Consider the following 15,690-nt stretch of genomic DNA (forward strand, 5'->3'; position numbering starts at 1 on the left):
GAGGATTTTAAAAGTAATTTATGCGTCTTCCAGGTAACGGCTATTCATATACTGTTATTCAAGCTAAAAATAATTATTCACAAAAATCTTCTTTTGGAATTTCTTTTGTAATATTAAGCAGAGGAACAAAAATTTTTAGAGAGGATTTATTTGAATTTTTATCAAATTTTGACTTTATAAGAGAAATAATTTCAATTGAAAAACAGAGCAATAGAAGTTCTTTGCAGTTTATTTCAGAAAGTTATGGTAAGTTAAAATTTATTTTACTTACTGATAATTTGAATTCCGGAGAAAAGGTTAATTTAGCAATGAAGGAATCAAGCTGTGATTTTGTTTTTGTTTTGCAAAGTGATATGTACCTCTTAAATCCTTTTTGGATTCCAAATATATTTGATGAAATAGTTAAAAAAAATGTTCTTCTTGTTGGAGGTGAGTTTTTCGATAAAGAAGAAGAAATAATCCCTTCAATTTTTCTTCCTAGCATAGATAAACAGCAAAAGTTTAAGGTAATTTTAGTAAATTCTGAGAAAGACTATGAAAAAACTTTGATTACCATGGATTATTGTGGGCTTTATTCTAAAGAGAAGTTTTTACAGCTTGGAGGTTTTGACGGAAGGATTAAAAATGAATATTTTCAAAGAATAGATTTTGGATTAAGAGCTATTTATTTTGGGGAGCATGTTTATGTTTATAGAAAACTCAGAATTCAGTATACTGCATTAAATTCACCAGAAAATTTGACCAAAAATAAAAGCTTTTTGATTTTTTTGCTTAAGAATTATGTCCCAATTTTTGTTGGAAATGGTGTTGTTTTTTCTTTTTTAAGGTTTTGTAAAATTTGTTTAAAATACAAAATTAATCCTTTTCTATTTCAAAAAGAGTTTAAGGAGATAAAAGGTGAAATTGCTAAAAATAGCTTAAGATTCAAAGGAGACTTAAAGAGTGCCATTGAGCTTTGGGAAAATAATATTATTGATTGATTTGATTTTTTTTTCGTGTTTAAGCTTAAATTCCAAGCCTCTTGGTTACTTAAATGTTCTTGATTTTTTCGATAATAATGTTTTTAAATTCGATTTAAACATTGAAAATGATGTTTTTACAATTGAAAGTAACAAAGGATATTTAAAGTTTAGGGTAGGTTTTGAATATGCACTTACATCTTCTGGTTATTATATGTTTGTAGATCCAATTATCGAGATTCGTGGAGAAATTTTAATAAGCCAGAAAGTATTAAAACAAATTGAAAATTATTTCAGTTCTCTTAAAGACTATAATAAGCCCAGAATTACTTCAATAATTATTGATCCTGGACATGGTGGACATGATACTGGTGCGGTTGTGACTTTAAAGATAAATGGTTACGATGTTGTACTTCAAGAAAAAGATTTTGCATTAGCCTATTCTATATATTTGTCTAAAATTTTAAGTAATTATTTTGTAAATAAAAATATTTTGTTAACCCGTATACATGATGTTTATTTAACTTTGAAAGAGCGGTCGGAGTTTGCAAATGCAATAAAGCCAAATTTTCCAAATAATGTTATATTTTTGTCCATACATGCTAATGATGCTCCAAACCGCGAAGCTAGAGGAGTTGAGTTTTGGTATCTTCCCAAGGATTCAAAAAGAGAGGTTATTAAAGATTTTAAAGGATATGATATTAAAGGTAATAGATACTTAAGTGAGCTTAATGATATACTAGATATTAAATATAAATATGAATCGAAAAGATTGGCTGAAATTTTTTATAAAGTATTTAAAAATGAGTTAAGTGAAACTATTATTAGGCCAATTAGAGAAGAGCAATGGTTTGTAATAAAAAATAGCAGTATGCCTGCCGTATTGATCGAAATGGGGTTTTTGTCTAATGTTTTAGATGCTAAATTAATTTTGGATTATAATTACATGAGCAAGTTTAATATTCTAATACTCAAATCTTTAGTGGAATTTATAAATTTTTATGAAAAATAGTATTTCAGATATATTTTTTAAATATAATGCAGTGATTTATAAATTTTTAAATTTTAAAAAAGAACATACGGCTAGAATCCTTTTAGGAGCTTTAGCGGCAAGTTTTTTCTTTTCTATTTGTATGGTTTTTTTAAATTATGATAATTTTTTTTCAAAAAAAGTTTTCTATTTTTACTCTAGCAAGGGGTTTATTGTTAGTTTAAGGTATTTAAGAGATGAAAAAAGTTTGAAAGATAATTTAGATCTTTTAGCAAAAGATTTTCTTTTAGGAAGTAATGAAGGTTTTTCTTTTGGGTTTTTATTAAGTGATGCAAGATTTTTATATTCTTTTTTAGAAAATGGAATTTATTACATAAATCTTTCAAGGGAATTTTATGATTCTTTTAATAATGGCGATTATAATGAATCTTATGAATCTTTTGATGTTAAGATTAATCTATTTGCCATGTCTTTAATAAAAACAATACGCTTTAACTATCCTGGCAAGGTAAAAAAGCTTGTTATTCTTGTTGAAGGGTGTATGTTAAAGGAGCAAAGTTAATAAATTTAATTTTATTAATAATGATATAATTTGTAATTAAAAAATGAAAATTTTATAAAAGATTTATAGATAAGGAGTTAGTTTACATGAATAGGAAAGCGAAAAGCATTTTGTTTTTTTTATTATCCACTGTACTCTTTGCTCAAGAGACTGATGGAGTGGCAGAGGGGTCTAAAAGATCAGAGCCTGGAGAATTAGTTTTAGATTTTGCCGAACTTGCAAGAGATCCAAGTTCAACAAGACTTGATCTTACAAATTATGTTGATTATGTATATTCTGGTGCTTCTGGCATTGTTAAGCCGGAAGATATGGTTGTAGATCTTGGTATAAATAATTGGAGTGTTTTACTTACTCCTTCTGCAAGGCTACAAGCTTACGTTAAAAATTCAGTTGTTGCGCCAGCTATTGTTAAAAGCGAGTCAAAAAGGTATGCAGGAGACACTATTTTAGGAGTAAGAGTTCTATTTCCAAGCTATTCTCAATCATCTGCTATGATTATGCCACCATTTAAAATTCCTTTTTATTCAGGTGAAAGTGGGAATCAATTTTTAGGAAAAGGTCTTATTGATAACATTAAAACTATGAAAGAGATTAAAGTATCAGTATATAGCTTAGGATATGATATAGATCTTGAAGTTTTATTTGAAGACATGAATGGCATGGAGTATGCTTACTCTATGGGGACTTTAAAGTTTAAAGGGTGGGCTGATTTAATTTGGTCAAATCCTAACTACATTCCTAATGTATCATCTAGAATAATTAAAGACGATGTTCCAAATTATCCTCTTGCTTCAAGTAAAATGAGATTTAAGGCTTTTAGAGTTTCAAAATCACATAGTTCAAAAGAGCAAAATTTTATTTTTTATGTTAAAGATTTGAGAGTTCTTTATGATAAGTTGAGCGTTTCAATAGATTCTGATATTGATAGTGAGTCTGTATTTAAAGTTTATGAGACTAGTGGAACTGAATCACTTCGTAAATTAAAGGCACACGAAACTTTTAAAAGAGTTTTAAAGCTTAGAGAAAAAATTTCTATGCCCGAAGGTTCTTTCCAAAACTTTATAGAAAAGGTTGAGAGTGAAAAACCTGAAGAATCATCCCTAAAAAAATAGGTTTAAATTAATATGTAAAGCTAACTTAAAAGGTTGGCTTACATATAAGATGTTTTTTAATAGGAAATAGTATGGAAATATTAGATTTAGAAAATGAAGAGCTTTTAGGAGTTTTTTTCGAAGAGGCCCAAAATCTTGTAGACATTCTTGAAGAGAATATTATGTCATTAGAGGACGATCCTAATAATTCTGATACTATTGATGAAATATTTAGAGCAGCTCATACTTTAAAAGGAAGTTCTGCTTCTCTTGATATGATGGAGCTATCTGATTTTACCCATATTGTTGAGGATGTTTTTGATGCTATTAGAGACGGTAGAATAAATATAAGCAATGATCTTGTTGATTTGCTTTTAAATTCATTAGATATTATTAAGGAAATGCTTGCGTTTCGTATTGATGGTAAGGTTTATTTGGATGATATAAGTGATCTTAAAAGCAAATTAAAGCAATTTTTAGTAATTGATAATCAATCTATTGTAAAGAGATTTGACGAAAATTTGGTTAGAAATAATTTTTGTCTTTCAGAATTAGATCTTGAGGAAATACAAGAGGGTCTAGGAATTGGACAAAAAGTTTTAAGGATCAGTGTTATTTTTAATGCAAATGATGATTCTGATGCTGAAAATGGTGGATTAAAAATATTTAATATTTTAAAAAATTTAGGCTCTGTGCTGCATACAATTCCTAAATATGAGCGAATTATTGAAAATAAATTTTTAGCAAGAGTAGATTATTATCTAATATATTCAGATATAGAGGTTGTAAAAAAAAGTTTAGATTCTTTAAGTTTAATTAAAAGCTATTTGGTTGATGAATTTAATGTAAAAGAAGAATTAAAAAAGTTTTCAGATGGAGAAATTGAAGAGATTGATTTAGATCCCAATTTTGTTATAGATGATAGTTTTGACTTTACAGAGAATGAGATTTCTGATTTATTACTTGAGATTGAAAATCAGAAGCTGTATAGAGTGAGATTGGATTTTGTAAAAGATAATCCTATGTCTACAATTGGTGGATTTCAAATGCTTCAGGCATTAAGGAGTCTTGGAAAAATTTTCAAATCTATTCCAGATTATAGTGAATTATTAGCAGATAAGTTTTTTGATCTTGTTATATATTACTTAATATCAAATACTAGTGCAGAAAGCATTGCTAAAAAGATTAATTTGCCAGATGTTGTTAGTCATTTTGAAATCAAAAATGTTAATTTAGAGTCTTTAAAAAATGTAAACCCAAAAGAAAGTGATGAAATACCTCTTAAGGCAAATAAAAGCATTAAGAAAAACAATCCAATTAGTGTTAATTTAATTAGAATAGATAGTAAAAAAATAGATTACATATTAAATCTTGTCAGTGAAGCTGTAATAAGCAAATCCTCTTACAACCAAATAAATTCAGAAATGATTGCGTTATTTTATAATTTTAATTATTTTTATGATTATCAAGAAAGTTTTCAGAGGAACTTTTTAATTGATTTGAAAATAGCTTTTAAAGATGCAGGTTTAACGTTAGAAGATGAGATTGAATCACATATTAGTTCTTTGATGAATTCTAAAATGGAAAAGGCTCTTAATGATATATCTGAGTTGAGAAATTCTTTTTTCAGGCTTCTTCAAAATTTTAAAATGACTTCAGGGCGACTATCGAGAATAATTACAGATTTGCATGAGAGTGTTTTAAAGACTAGAATGTTGCCAATATCTAATATATTCTCAAGGTTTACAAGAGTTGTTAGAGATCTTTCAAAAAAATTGAATAAGATTGTAAATCTTGAAATGGAAGGAGAAGAAACTGAGCTTGATAAGTCTGTTATAGATGACCTTGTAGATCCCTTGATGCATTGTGTTAGAAATTCAATGGATCATGGCCTTGAAACAGTTGAAGAGAGAGTTAAAAAGGGGAAGAGCAAAGCAGGTTCTATAATTTTACGGGCTAAAAATGAGGGCAATGTAATATCGATTGAGATTGAAGATGATGGGGTTGGTATAGATCCAAAGCTTATTAGGCGCAAATTAATTGAAAAGGGAATAATAAAGGAAGATGCAATTTATTCTGATTTTGAACTTATTAATTTAATTTTTGCTCCTGGATTTTCAACAGCAGTCCAAGTAACAGATCTTTCAGGTAGAGGAGTTGGTCTTGATGTTGTAAAAAAAAGCATTGAAAAGCTTAATGGAACCATTTTAGTAGAATCAGAAGTTGGCCTCGGAACGGTTTTTAAAATTAAGCTACCATTGACATTGGTGATTATACAGGGTCTTTTGGTAAAGTCGGGGGTTGAGACCTATGTTATTCCTTTAAGCAATGTTCTTGAAACTCATAGAATAACTGAGCATGATATAAAATTGCTTGAAAATTATCATGAAGTTTATAATTTAAGAGACGAAATCATTTCTGTTATCAGGCTTGATAAACTTTTTAATATAACAAGAGATGATTCATTAATAGAGAAATTTTTAATAGTTGTTAATACTAGTAACATCAAGACTGCTATTGTTGTAGACTCTATCCTTGGAGAGGAGGATTTCGTAGTAAAGCCCATTAAGGATAAATTTTCCTCAACTGCGGGTATAGTTGGAGCTACTACGCTTGGTAATGGTAAGGTTGTATTAATAATTGATGTTTTTAAACTTTTTACTTTGAAAAAGGATACTAAGGAGTGAATCTCTGTGCAGATAAAAGAAATTTATTTTGGATCCAAAATTTTAGATGAAAAAAATTGTAATTCTAAATTGACCAATTTTGATTTTAAGGTTGTTTCTTTTGAGCTTGGATCAGATCATTATTTAGTAGACATTATGCAGGTTAAAGAAATTAGAAAATCTAGCAATTTCACTTATGTTCCAAATGCCAAAAAATATGTAGCTGGACTTGATAATTTACGAGGCGAAATAATTCCTATTATAGATCTTAGAATAATGTTTAATTTAGAATTTAATAAAAAAGATCTTGAAGATATTATGGTTTTAAAAAATGAGGGTCTTCTTATAGGTGTTATTGTTGATAAAATCAATAATGTTTTTTCAATAGATTCTAGCATTATTCAAGATCCACACCCAGTTTTATCCCAAGATTCTTTAATAAAATATATAAAAGGTGTTGTAGATTATAACAAGCAGCTTTATATACTTCTTGATGTTTTTAAAATTTTTAATTATAGCGAAGATAGCAAAGAAGAAAGAGAATTGAAATCCGATCAAAATTTTGTTGAAAAAGTTGATTTTGTAAGAGATTGTGATGATTTAGATCTATTAAAGAATTGTAAAAGTAATTTTTCCGAAAATGTTTTTTCAAAAAATAGTAATAACAGTGAAAATCCAGCTTTAAATAATATTTCAACTTTTAATTTGGAGAATATTAAAAAAAATCTTTTGAAATATTCATTTAATGCTTCTTTAGTAAATGATGTGTTTTTAGAAAAAGTTGGAGTAAAATTTTATATGGTTGATACTGATTACTTGTCTTACGATAGTTTTTTAAATGAATTTTATTCAAAATCATCGGGAAATTTGTGGGGAGCTGATTGCTTGGAAGAATTTCAAAATGAAATTGTTAAGAATCGCTTAAATTTTATGGATAATTTGAACTCCATTTTCAATGTATTGGAAATTGGCTGTGGTAATGGAAAGGAGACTATATCCTTAGTTAGCGCTTTGTCTGAATATTATGTAAAAACGTTTAAAGTGATAGCTATTGATAATGATTTGTCAAAAGTGGTTGAAACTTCTAGGTTGGTTTTTTCAGATTCAGAAATTAGTATTAGTGAAATTTATCATAGGAACTCTTTTGAACAAAGTCCTGGGGTTTATAAATTTAAGCCAGATATTCTAAATAATGTTTTGTTTGAATATTCCGACGCTCTTTTTTCGGATTTGCCTGATAATTTGGGAATGGTTTTTTTAAAAGATGTTTTATGTTTTTTGGATAGTAAAGATCAGGTTTTAATATTAAATATCATTGCCTCTAAAACTATTAAAGGGGCTCTTTTGGTTTTAGGGGATAACGAAGAACTTAAAAATAATGATGTTTTTATAAAAGAGAAATCCACAAAATATTTTAACTTGTACAGGAAAGTCTAAAGGAGAAATTAATGAGAATAGATTATATAGAGCCATTTTTGGATGCTGCTTCTTCTGTTTTAAGAGATATGTTGCTTGTTGAGAATATAGAAATGGGTAAACCAGGACTTAAATCAATAAATCAAAAGATAAAAGGTGTTTCTGTAATAGTAGGGCTTGCTGGGTCTGTTGAAGGTAGTATAATTATTGATATGGATATAGAAACAGCGCTTTTTGTTGCTTCTAAGTTAAATTTTGAAGAGTACGATGATTTTGATGATGAGGAAACAAAAGAGATGGTTGCTGCAACTCTAACAGAGGTTGGCAATATTATTGCTGGAAATTTTGTTACCACTTTGCATGCCAAAGGTTTTGTATTTGATATAACTCCGCCAGCTTTTATTTATGGGGAAAATATGAAAATAAGTAATAAAGGTTCTGAGGCTTTGATTGTTCCTTTTTCTTTGCCTGATGGTAAAATTATAGAAGTTAATATTGCAATAAGAGAGAGGGTTTGATATGAAAAAAATTCTTTTTACTAGACAAGAGAGGTTAATATGATTCAAAAGACTACAATTGCTACAGATTCTTCATCTAAGCCTAGAGGAATCAATTATGATACAGGCATTCCTTTTAATGTTTTAATTGTTGACGACTCTGTTTTTACCGTAAAGCAGCTTACACAAATTTTTACATCAGAAGGTTTTAATATCATTGATACTGCAGCTGATGGGGAAGAGGCTGTAATAAAATACAAAAACCATTATCCTAATGTTGATATTGTAACTCTTGATATTACTATGCCCAAAATGGATGGAATAACTTGTCTTTCTAATATTATGGAATTTGATAAAAATGCTAGAGTGATAATGATATCTGCTTTAGGGAAAGAACAATTAGTTAAAGATTGTTTAATAAAAGGAGCAAAAACATTTATTGTTAAACCATTAGATAGGGCAAAAGTTCTTCAAAGAGTAATGTCTGTATTTGTTAAATAAATATAAAATAGCCTAATCTTTAATTTAATTATTTTGAGGGGAAAAAATCATTTCATTACTTATTTTATCTGATGTTTTTAAAAAATAATTAATGTTGAGGTTAAATATTTTTAGATGTTCTGCATTGTTTTCTATGTAAAGTTCTAATTTGTAAAATCCTTTTTTTGTATATATTAGTGAATAGCTTTTAAAAATGCCATTTATATTTTGAACTTTAAATATTTTATATTTTAAAAATTTTTTATCAATAAGTTCGCTTTGGATTAGATATTTATTTACTTCTTTGTAGTTTGAATTTAATAAGCTATAGTCAATTTTATTAAGTATGATGCTTTTTACAAAATGTTCGGTTAGTTGATAAATATTCTTTTCTATTTCGATTGTTGGAAAACCCGTATAGTATTCTTTTTCTAAAATTAAATTGAAAGATGAATATTTTTTTATTTCTTCTTTTGCTCTTTTCTCAATTGAAATGTTTAAAAGTCTAGCATTAAGTTGAAAATCTAACAATGTAAGTAGCGCTACAATTATTTGAATTTTCATTTTAATTCCTGGTTTTTATTAATTATTTTTTTTACTTTTTCAATTTCTAAAGGTATTTTGCTTTTTCGCTTTGAATTCAGTTTTTCTTTTAGTAAAAGATTGTTAAATGCTTTTGCAAGTTCATATACTTTTTCTTCGCTTAAAGTAAAAGGAATTTGAATTTTTCTGTATTCTAATGGGTCTTGTAAAATTTGTGTCATTAAAATAATAGGATTTAAAAAGCTTGTTTTAAAAAATTTATAAAAATTCATTAAAAAAATAGTAAATGATGCAAACAATGCAAATAGAAAAATTCCAAGAATAGAATCGCTCTTTCTTTGCAGATATTTATCTATATAAAATTTTGTCTTCTCTATTTCTATTACTTTGTATTCACTAGGACTGTAATAAACAAATATTTCATCTGATTTTGAATATATTATGTTTTCTTTTTCCTTAATTATTAATATAAAGGGATATTTTTCTTTAATGTAAGCTTTTTCATTTATTATTGATATATTTTTAATGATATTAAATTCTTGTCTTTCTGGTATTGTATTTACAATTTTTGAACTTGATATTATTATGAAAAATGTAAATGGGATTAACAGGCTCATTGAAAATGTTCTAGCAAATGCTATTAGTATAAGGTTTTTTTCTGTTGAATTGTAATATATTTCTATTATTAGATCGTTAAATCTAAGAAGTCTTAAAAATCTTAGTTTGAAAAGGGATAACATTATTGGATTTAATATGGTTTCTTGGGTAGCAATTATGTTTTTAAGTTGATATGAGCTGTAAAATGCTAAAGGAATGAGGCAGTGGATTATATCGAAGAATAGATTGTTTCTAACGTAGATTCCTAATCTTTGGGAAAGGTAAGCCTTGGTTATTTTGTATAAAAAAATAAAAATAAAAATTATGTCAAATAGGAAGCCAAGAAATATTAGTGCAAATCGTATTTTGTATGGTAAAAAAAGAACTATTGATAGCTCTTCGATTAAAAGTTCAAATATTGAAAAAATTATTATTGCTTTTAAGAAAATCGAAAATTTTTTTACCATTTATTTACCCTGGCTATTTCTAATAATTCGTTGATTATTCTTGAATCATATTCTCTGGGCCCTGATTGTTTTATTGAAAACCAACTTTCATCGTACCCAATAACACCTTTGACTGGATTGTTTTTGTATTTTGGAATTCTTGCTCTGGCTGAAAAAATGGCAATTAATGTTGAAATTGGAGACATTGTTTGTAAAGTTTCATATTTAAAAAAGCTTTCAATTATGAGTTTGGCTGTTTTTTCGTCTAGAAAATCGGTATCATTGCTTATTGATTTTGAAGTCGATTCAATATTTTTAATAGTCAGCTCTATTCCTTTTTCAAAGCAGTATTTAATTACCAGTACTTTCAAGAGAAGTAATATTTTTATATAATTTTTTATGATATCTGATGAATAAAGGGCTTTATTTTCTTTTTGTATTAAATATATTGTATAAGAATTTTTCCCCTCAAATAGTTTGTTTATGTAAAAAGTAATGTACCCATTGCTTATAGTATTAAAATTGTAAAAGAATTCTTTCCTTAAAGAAGCGTTAGCTTTAACAAAGTTAAATATCAAATTTAAGTCGTTTTTTGTTAATTCTTTAGTAAAAAGAGGCTTTACAATGCTAAAGTCAATAGCTTCAATGCCAGACAAAACAAATGGCGTAATCATTATATCTGTTTTATCTTTGATGTATTGAATTAGATCTTTTAGTTCTGATTCAAAATCATTCTTGATAAATGTAGTAATAGTTTTTTTGTTTTCTTTTAAGTAGCTAAGCATTTCAATTTCTTTTTCTATGGCAGATAAACTTTTTATGCTTTCATGATTGAATAGATAATGATACAAATGAGGGAAATATGGTTTTATATTCATATGATTAGATCCAGTAATTCAAGCGGTTTGTGGATTATATGCTTTGCTCCACTTTGTTTTAATTCTTGAACACTTCTAAACCCCCAAGAAACCCCTATTGGAATAAATCCCGCATTTAGTGCAGTTAGCATATCCACATCGCTGTCTCCAATATATGCAATTTCTTCTTTACGGACATTTAATTCTAATATCATATCAAGGGCATTCTCAGGATCTGGCTTTGGTGGGAATTTTTTTGAACAACCCCTGACTTCAAAGAAAAATATATTTCCAAAAATATTTTGTACTAAATTTATTAATTCTTCATGGTTTTTGTTGCTTAAAATTCCAATTGGAATTTTAAGTTTATTTAGATTTTCTAGAAGGGTTTTTATGTTTTTGTATGGTTGTGTTTGAGATGAAAGGTTTTTATTGTATTCTTTTACAAATTCTTTGTAAAGTTTGTCTTGTAAGTTAGGATTATTGGAATCAAGAGATAGTAGTTTTAGAGTGTCTATTACAAATTTGTTAAATCCTCTGCCAACAAGATCATTAAATTTTTCTAACTTTATTGCATCATATCCTAAGTTTGAAAGAGCAGAATTCATTGAGAATGCAATATCCATGATGCTATTTACCAGGGTTCCATCCATATCAAAAATGCAGGTTTTGATTTTCATAATACTCTCTTTTATAATGGTTTAATTATTCTTTTATTTTAACATTAATTTGTTCTGTTTATTAAGATTTTTATATTTTAAGGATTTTTTATTTACTAGTAATTAATTTTATAAATAATTTATTTTGTTTATTAAAATGCAAAAATGCTATTGAAAATATAAACTTTAAGTTTTATCATATTTGATTAGAATAGAATGTTGTAGGTCATTGTGTTTAATGTTTTATTAGGGTTAAGGCTTAGTGAAAGAAGATATACTGGTATTAGAAAATATTACAAAAAGGTATGGTGATTTTGTTGCCAATGATAATGTTTCTATTAAATTTAGGCCAGGCGAAGTTCATGCTATTCTTGGAGAAAATGGTGCTGGAAAGACTACCCTAATGAAGACTATTTATGGTATTCATCAAGTAAATAGCGGGCGAATTATTTTAAAGGGTCAAGAAGTAAGCTTTAAGGATTCAAGTGAAGCTATTCAAAATGGGATTGGAATGGTTTTCCAACATTTTATGTTAATTCCACAATTTACCGCTGTTCAAAACATTATTTTAGGTTATGAAAACTCAAAATTTGGTTTTCTTGATTACAAACAAGCTAAAAGCAAAATAAAGCATCTTTCAGAAAAGTATGGTTTAAAGATAGATTTAGAGAAAAAGGTTGAAGATTTAAGTGTTGGTATGGAGCAAAAAATAGAGATATTGAAAGTTCTTTATCGAAATGCAGATATTATTATTTTTGATGAACCTACTGCAGTGCTTGCCCCGAGTGAAGTTGATGAGTTTATGAATATTTTAAAAGTGCTTACTCAAGAAGGTCATACTGTAATACTTATTACTCACAAAATAAAAGAAATCAGATCAATTGCAAAGCAATGTACAATTATGCGTCTTGGGAAAGTTGTGAGCACTGTTAATATTGCCGAAATTGATGACAAAGATCTTACAAAATTAATGATAGGCAAAGAGATTGCACTTCGTTCATCTAAAATTCAATTTAGAGGCCATTTTAATGTTCTTGAAATAAGAAATTTAAGTGTTAAAGATGAAAGAGGGGTTTTAAAGGTTAAAGACGTTGATCTTAATTTGAAAAATGGTGAAATTCTTGGGATATCGGGCATTGAAGGAAGTGGCCAAGAGGATTTAGTTGATGCAATTTTAGGTTTGAAAAGCATATTTAAGGGTGATATTTTAAAAAAAAATTCTTCAGGAAGCTTGGAATCTTTAAAGGGTTTAACGATTAAGCAAATAATAGATAAAAAAATTGGCAGTATTCCTTCTGACAGGCAAAGACATGGTCTTATTTTGGAATTTAATGTTATGCAAAATATTGGACTTAAGAGCTTTGATGATCCCGATTATTTGAAATTAAAAAAAATCCCTTCAAAGGTTAATTTTGACTTGAAAAAATTAAATTTTTTCAATTTTATTAAAAGACAATTTGATAAGGTTAAAAGACAATTTGTAGGATTTGATCTTAAAATTTTAAAGAAATTGAGCAATCAACTTGTAAATTATTTTGATATTAGACCAAGAGGTATTTTAAATAAGGTGAAATATTTATCTGGAGGTAATCAGCAAAAAGTTATTATTGCTCGTGAGGTTAGTTTAGAGCCAGATATTCTTTTGGCTATTCAACCCACAAGAGGGCTTGATGTTGGAGCTGTTGAGAATATTTATAAAAGAATAATAGAACAAAGAGATGCGGGTAGATCTGTTTTGTTAGTTTCTCTTGAACTTGATGAACTTGTTAATGTTTGTGACAGAATAGCTGTAATGCATGATGGAAGAATAGTGGGTATTTTAGAGGACAATTTTGATATTGATCTTATTGGTAAAATGATGATAGGTTTAAGCTAAATGATAATTAGTAAAAACGCATGTAGTAAGTTTGTGTTGAAATTTTTAAATTCTTCAACATTTATTAGTGTTTTTGCTTTACTTGTTGGATTTTTAATTGTTGGACTAGTGGTGATGGTGTTTGGCCATTCTCCTTTTAGAATGTATTTTGTAATACTGGAGATTCTCTTTTCGTCTCCCAAGCATTTAGCTTATATTTTAAGTTATTCGGCCCCTTTGATCTTTACAGGCCTTTCTATTGGTATTTCTTTAAAAACAGGTCTTTTTAATATTGGAGTTGAAGGTCAGTTTATATTAGGGTCTATTGTTGCTCTAATGGCATCGATTTTACTTAACTTGCCTCCCGTTTTACATGTAATTACTATTTTTGTTATTACGTTTTTAGCGTCAGGCAGTTTGGGCATTTTAATTGGATATTTAAAAGCTAAATTCAATATTAGTGAAGTGATTTCAGGAATAATGTTTAATTGGATATTGTTTCATTTGAATAATATAATTTTAGATTTTAGCTTTATTAAAAGAGATAATAGTGATTTTTCAAAATCCATTAAAGAAAGTGCATATATTGATTTTTTAGGCTCTTGGAAACTCTCACCAGAAGGTCTTGCTTATAGATCTTCTCATCCTTTTATTAATGAGCTTTTAAAAGCACCTCTTCATTTTGGGATAATTTTGGGTATAATTTTTGCTATTTTAATATGGTTTTTACTTAATAAAACTATTATTGGATTTAAAATAAATGCCGTAGGAAATAATATTGAAGCTTCAAGATGTATGGGGATTAATGTAAAAACCGTTCTAATCTTTTCAATGTTTCTCTCAGCAGCTGTTGCAGGTCTTGCTGGTGCTATTCAAATTATGGGTGTTAATAAAGCTATATTTAAGCTTTCTTATATGGAAGGAATTGGTTTTAATGGGATAGCTGTTTCTTTAATAGGAAACAATTCGCCTATTGGAATAATTTTTTCTAGCATTCTTTTTTCTATATTGCTTTATGGAAGCAGTAGGGTTCAAAGCTTAATGGGTCTTCCATCTTCAATTGTATCTTTGATGATGGGAATAATTGTTCTAGTAATTTCTGCTAGTTATTTTTTAAATAAAATCTTTTTAAAAGGTGTTAAGGGTGTCAAATACAATAATATTTTTGATTAGCGAAACTTTAATAAATTCTCAAACCTTAATTTTAGCTGGGCTTGGGGGTCTTATAAGTGAGAAAAGTGGAATTATTAATATTGGACTTGAAGGAATAATGACAATAGGAGCATTTTCAGGGGCTACAGTTGCATATTTTACAAATGACCCATTATTTTCAATTTTTGTTGGCGGATTAGCGGGACTTGTGCTTGCTTTTTTACACGCTGTTTTTACAATTTTTTTAAAATCAGATCAAATTATAACGGGAATGGCGCTTAATTTTTTAGGGCCTTCTATTGCTGTTTTTATAAGCACTTTGATTTTTTCTTCTATTTCAACTCCTCCTATAGACATAAAGTTGCCTATACTTTTTGATGGAATTTTAAGTAAAACGTCTTTTATTTTCCAAATTTTTGGTAAAAGATATTCTATATACATTGCGATACTTAGTGTGGTTTTGTTTCATATTATTTTCAAATATACTAAAATTGGGCTTAGAATTAATGCTAGTGGCGAAAATCCAGAAGTGTTAGAGTCTGTTGGAGTTAGCGTAAATAAAATTAGATTTTTTTGTGTTCTTTTGAGTGGTTTCTTAGCAGGAGTTTCAGGCGCTGTTCTTACAACAGTGATTGCGTCAAGCTATGTTCAAGGGGTTACAGGAGGGCAAGGTTTTATTGCTATTGTAATGTTAATTTTTGGAAAATGGACGCCTTTAGGGGTTTTAATAGGCAGCTTTTTGTTTTCATTTGTGAAAACTTTAGCAATTGTTTTGGCTCAATCGTCTTTTTTATTTTTAATAATGCCTTCTAAAATTTTAGTTATTACTCCATATTTAATTATTATTATAAGTCTTATCTTTTTTTCAAAAAGACATTATGCACCTAAGTTTTTAGGAATACCCTATAAAAAGCATTAG

General features: G+C 27.9%; 15 protein-coding genes. 11 read left to right on the top strand and 4 right to left on the bottom strand.

Going from position 1 to position 15,690, the window contains the following annotated elements:
- Window positions 1-20 precede the first annotated feature (20 nt).
- The 8 genes from DB723_RS03350 to DB723_RS03385 all read left to right on the top strand — a co-directional run bounded on the left by DB723_RS03350 (window position 21) and on the right by DB723_RS03385 (window position 8,683).
- Window positions 21-980 (top strand): glycosyltransferase family protein, encoded by a 960-nt coding sequence (locus tag DB723_RS03350; protein ID WP_151552561.1) that lies wholly within the window; start codon window positions 21-23, stop codon window positions 978-980.
- Window positions 973-1,971 carry an N-acetylmuramoyl-L-alanine amidase gene (locus DB723_RS03355; protein ID WP_151552956.1) on the top strand — a complete coding sequence of 333 codons (999 nt, stop codon included), beginning with the start codon at window positions 973-975 and terminating at the stop codon, window positions 1,969-1,971. Before DB723_RS03350 ends, DB723_RS03355 begins: the two co-directional genes overlap by 8 nt.
- On the top strand, window positions 1,961-2,512 hold the full coding sequence (locus DB723_RS03360) for a flagellar filament outsheath protein (protein ID WP_151552563.1): 552 nt from the start codon (window positions 1,961-1,963) through the stop codon (window positions 2,510-2,512). The genes DB723_RS03355 and DB723_RS03360 overlap by 11 nt, the downstream gene beginning before the upstream one ends.
- A gap of 86 nt (window positions 2,513-2,598) precedes the next feature.
- Entirely contained in the window at window positions 2,599-3,624 is a 1,026-nt protein-coding gene (gene flaA, locus DB723_RS03365) for a flagellar filament outer layer protein FlaA (RefSeq protein WP_151552565.1), read from the top strand.
- Between the two features lie 71 nt (window positions 3,625-3,695).
- Window positions 3,696-6,290: a chemotaxis protein CheA gene (locus tag DB723_RS03370; RefSeq protein WP_151552567.1), complete on the top strand. Its 2,595-nt coding sequence runs from the start codon at window positions 3,696-3,698 to the stop codon at window positions 6,288-6,290.
- Window positions 6,291-6,296: 6 nt separating this feature from the next.
- Complete coding sequence (locus DB723_RS03375) at window positions 6,297-7,706, top strand: CheR family methyltransferase (RefSeq protein ID WP_151552569.1); 1,410 nt, start codon at window positions 6,297-6,299, stop codon at window positions 7,704-7,706.
- A gap of 11 nt (window positions 7,707-7,717) precedes the next feature.
- Window positions 7,718-8,203: a chemotaxis protein CheX gene (locus tag DB723_RS03380; protein ID WP_002557258.1), complete on the top strand. Its 486-nt coding sequence runs from the start codon at window positions 7,718-7,720 to the stop codon at window positions 8,201-8,203.
- A 39-nt stretch (window positions 8,204-8,242) separates the two neighbouring features.
- A complete protein-coding gene (locus DB723_RS03385) occupies window positions 8,243-8,683 on the top strand; it encodes a response regulator (protein WP_151552571.1) in 441 nt (146 codons plus the stop codon).
- A 24-nt stretch (window positions 8,684-8,707) separates the two neighbouring features.
- Here the strand turns inward: DB723_RS03385 and DB723_RS03390 are convergent, their stop codons facing one another.
- From DB723_RS03390 to DB723_RS03405, 4 genes are read right to left on the bottom strand one after another with little or no spacing between them, the layout of a single operon-like run.
- On the bottom strand, window positions 8,708-9,226 hold the full coding sequence (locus DB723_RS03390) for a hypothetical protein (protein WP_151552573.1): 519 nt from the start codon (window positions 9,224-9,226) through the stop codon (window positions 8,708-8,710).
- Window positions 9,223-10,269, bottom strand: coding sequence for a hypothetical protein (locus DB723_RS03395; RefSeq protein WP_151552575.1), 1,047 nt, complete (start codon window positions 10,267-10,269; stop codon window positions 9,223-9,225). The genes DB723_RS03390 and DB723_RS03395 overlap by 4 nt, the downstream gene beginning before the upstream one ends.
- Window positions 10,263-11,126 carry a hypothetical protein gene (locus DB723_RS03400; RefSeq protein WP_151552576.1) on the bottom strand — a complete coding sequence of 288 codons (864 nt, stop codon included), beginning with the start codon at window positions 11,124-11,126 and terminating at the stop codon, window positions 10,263-10,265. The genes DB723_RS03395 and DB723_RS03400 overlap by 7 nt, the downstream gene beginning before the upstream one ends.
- On the bottom strand, window positions 11,123-11,785 hold the full coding sequence (locus tag DB723_RS03405; protein WP_151552577.1) for an HAD family hydrolase: 663 nt from the start codon (window positions 11,783-11,785) through the stop codon (window positions 11,123-11,125). Before DB723_RS03405 ends, DB723_RS03400 begins: the two co-directional genes overlap by 4 nt.
- A gap of 241 nt (window positions 11,786-12,026) precedes the next feature.
- Here DB723_RS03405 and DB723_RS03410 point away from each other — a divergent pair, with 241 nt between their 5' ends.
- The 3 genes from DB723_RS03410 to DB723_RS03420 are packed head-to-tail and all read left to right on the top strand — an operon-like array spanning window position 12,027 to window position 15,690.
- Window positions 12,027-13,640 (top strand): ABC transporter ATP-binding protein, encoded by a 1,614-nt coding sequence (locus tag DB723_RS03410; RefSeq protein WP_151552578.1) that lies wholly within the window; start codon window positions 12,027-12,029, stop codon window positions 13,638-13,640.
- The gene (locus DB723_RS03415) at window positions 13,641-14,792 is read left to right on the top strand and encodes an ABC transporter permease (protein WP_151552579.1); all 1,152 of its coding nucleotides are present in this window, start codon (window positions 13,641-13,643) and stop codon (window positions 14,790-14,792) included. It begins immediately after the preceding gene.
- Window positions 14,764-15,690, top strand: coding sequence for an ABC transporter permease (locus DB723_RS03420; protein WP_151552581.1), 927 nt, complete (start codon window positions 14,764-14,766; stop codon window positions 15,688-15,690). The genes DB723_RS03415 and DB723_RS03420 overlap by 29 nt, the downstream gene beginning before the upstream one ends.

Source organism: Borrelia maritima (assembly GCF_008931845.1).
Taxonomy (GTDB): Bacteria; Spirochaetota; Spirochaetia; order Borreliales; family Borreliaceae; genus Borreliella; species Borreliella maritima.

What these genes read in the sequence shown, in the direction of transcription:
- DB723_RS03350 (WP_151552561.1), top strand. Translation starts at nt 21, where the DNA reads ATGCGTCTTCCAGGTAACGGCTATTCATATACTGTTATTCAAGCTAAA.
- DB723_RS03360 (WP_151552563.1), top strand. Translation starts at nt 1,961, where the DNA reads ATGAAAAATAGTATTTCAGATATATTTTTTAAATATAATGCAGTGATT.
- flaA (WP_151552565.1), top strand. Translation starts at nt 2,599, where the DNA reads ATGAATAGGAAAGCGAAAAGCATTTTGTTTTTTTTATTATCCACTGTA.
- DB723_RS03370 (WP_151552567.1), top strand. Translation starts at nt 3,696, where the DNA reads ATGGAAATATTAGATTTAGAAAATGAAGAGCTTTTAGGAGTTTTTTTC.
- DB723_RS03380 (WP_002557258.1), top strand. Translation starts at nt 7,718, where the DNA reads ATGAGAATAGATTATATAGAGCCATTTTTGGATGCTGCTTCTTCTGTT.
- DB723_RS03385 (WP_151552571.1), top strand. Translation starts at nt 8,243, where the DNA reads ATGATTCAAAAGACTACAATTGCTACAGATTCTTCATCTAAGCCTAGA.
- DB723_RS03390 (WP_151552573.1), bottom strand. Translation starts at nt 9,226, where the DNA reads ATGAAAATTCAAATAATTGTAGCGCTACTTACATTGTTAGATTTTCAA.
- DB723_RS03395 (WP_151552575.1), bottom strand. Translation starts at nt 10,269, where the DNA reads ATGGTAAAAAAATTTTCGATTTTCTTAAAAGCAATAATAATTTTTTCA.
- DB723_RS03400 (WP_151552576.1), bottom strand. Translation starts at nt 11,126, where the DNA reads ATGAATATAAAACCATATTTCCCTCATTTGTATCATTATCTATTCAAT.
- DB723_RS03405 (WP_151552577.1), bottom strand. Translation starts at nt 11,785, where the DNA reads ATGAAAATCAAAACCTGCATTTTTGATATGGATGGAACCCTGGTAAAT.
- DB723_RS03415 (WP_151552579.1), top strand. Translation starts at nt 13,641, where the DNA reads ATGATAATTAGTAAAAACGCATGTAGTAAGTTTGTGTTGAAATTTTTA.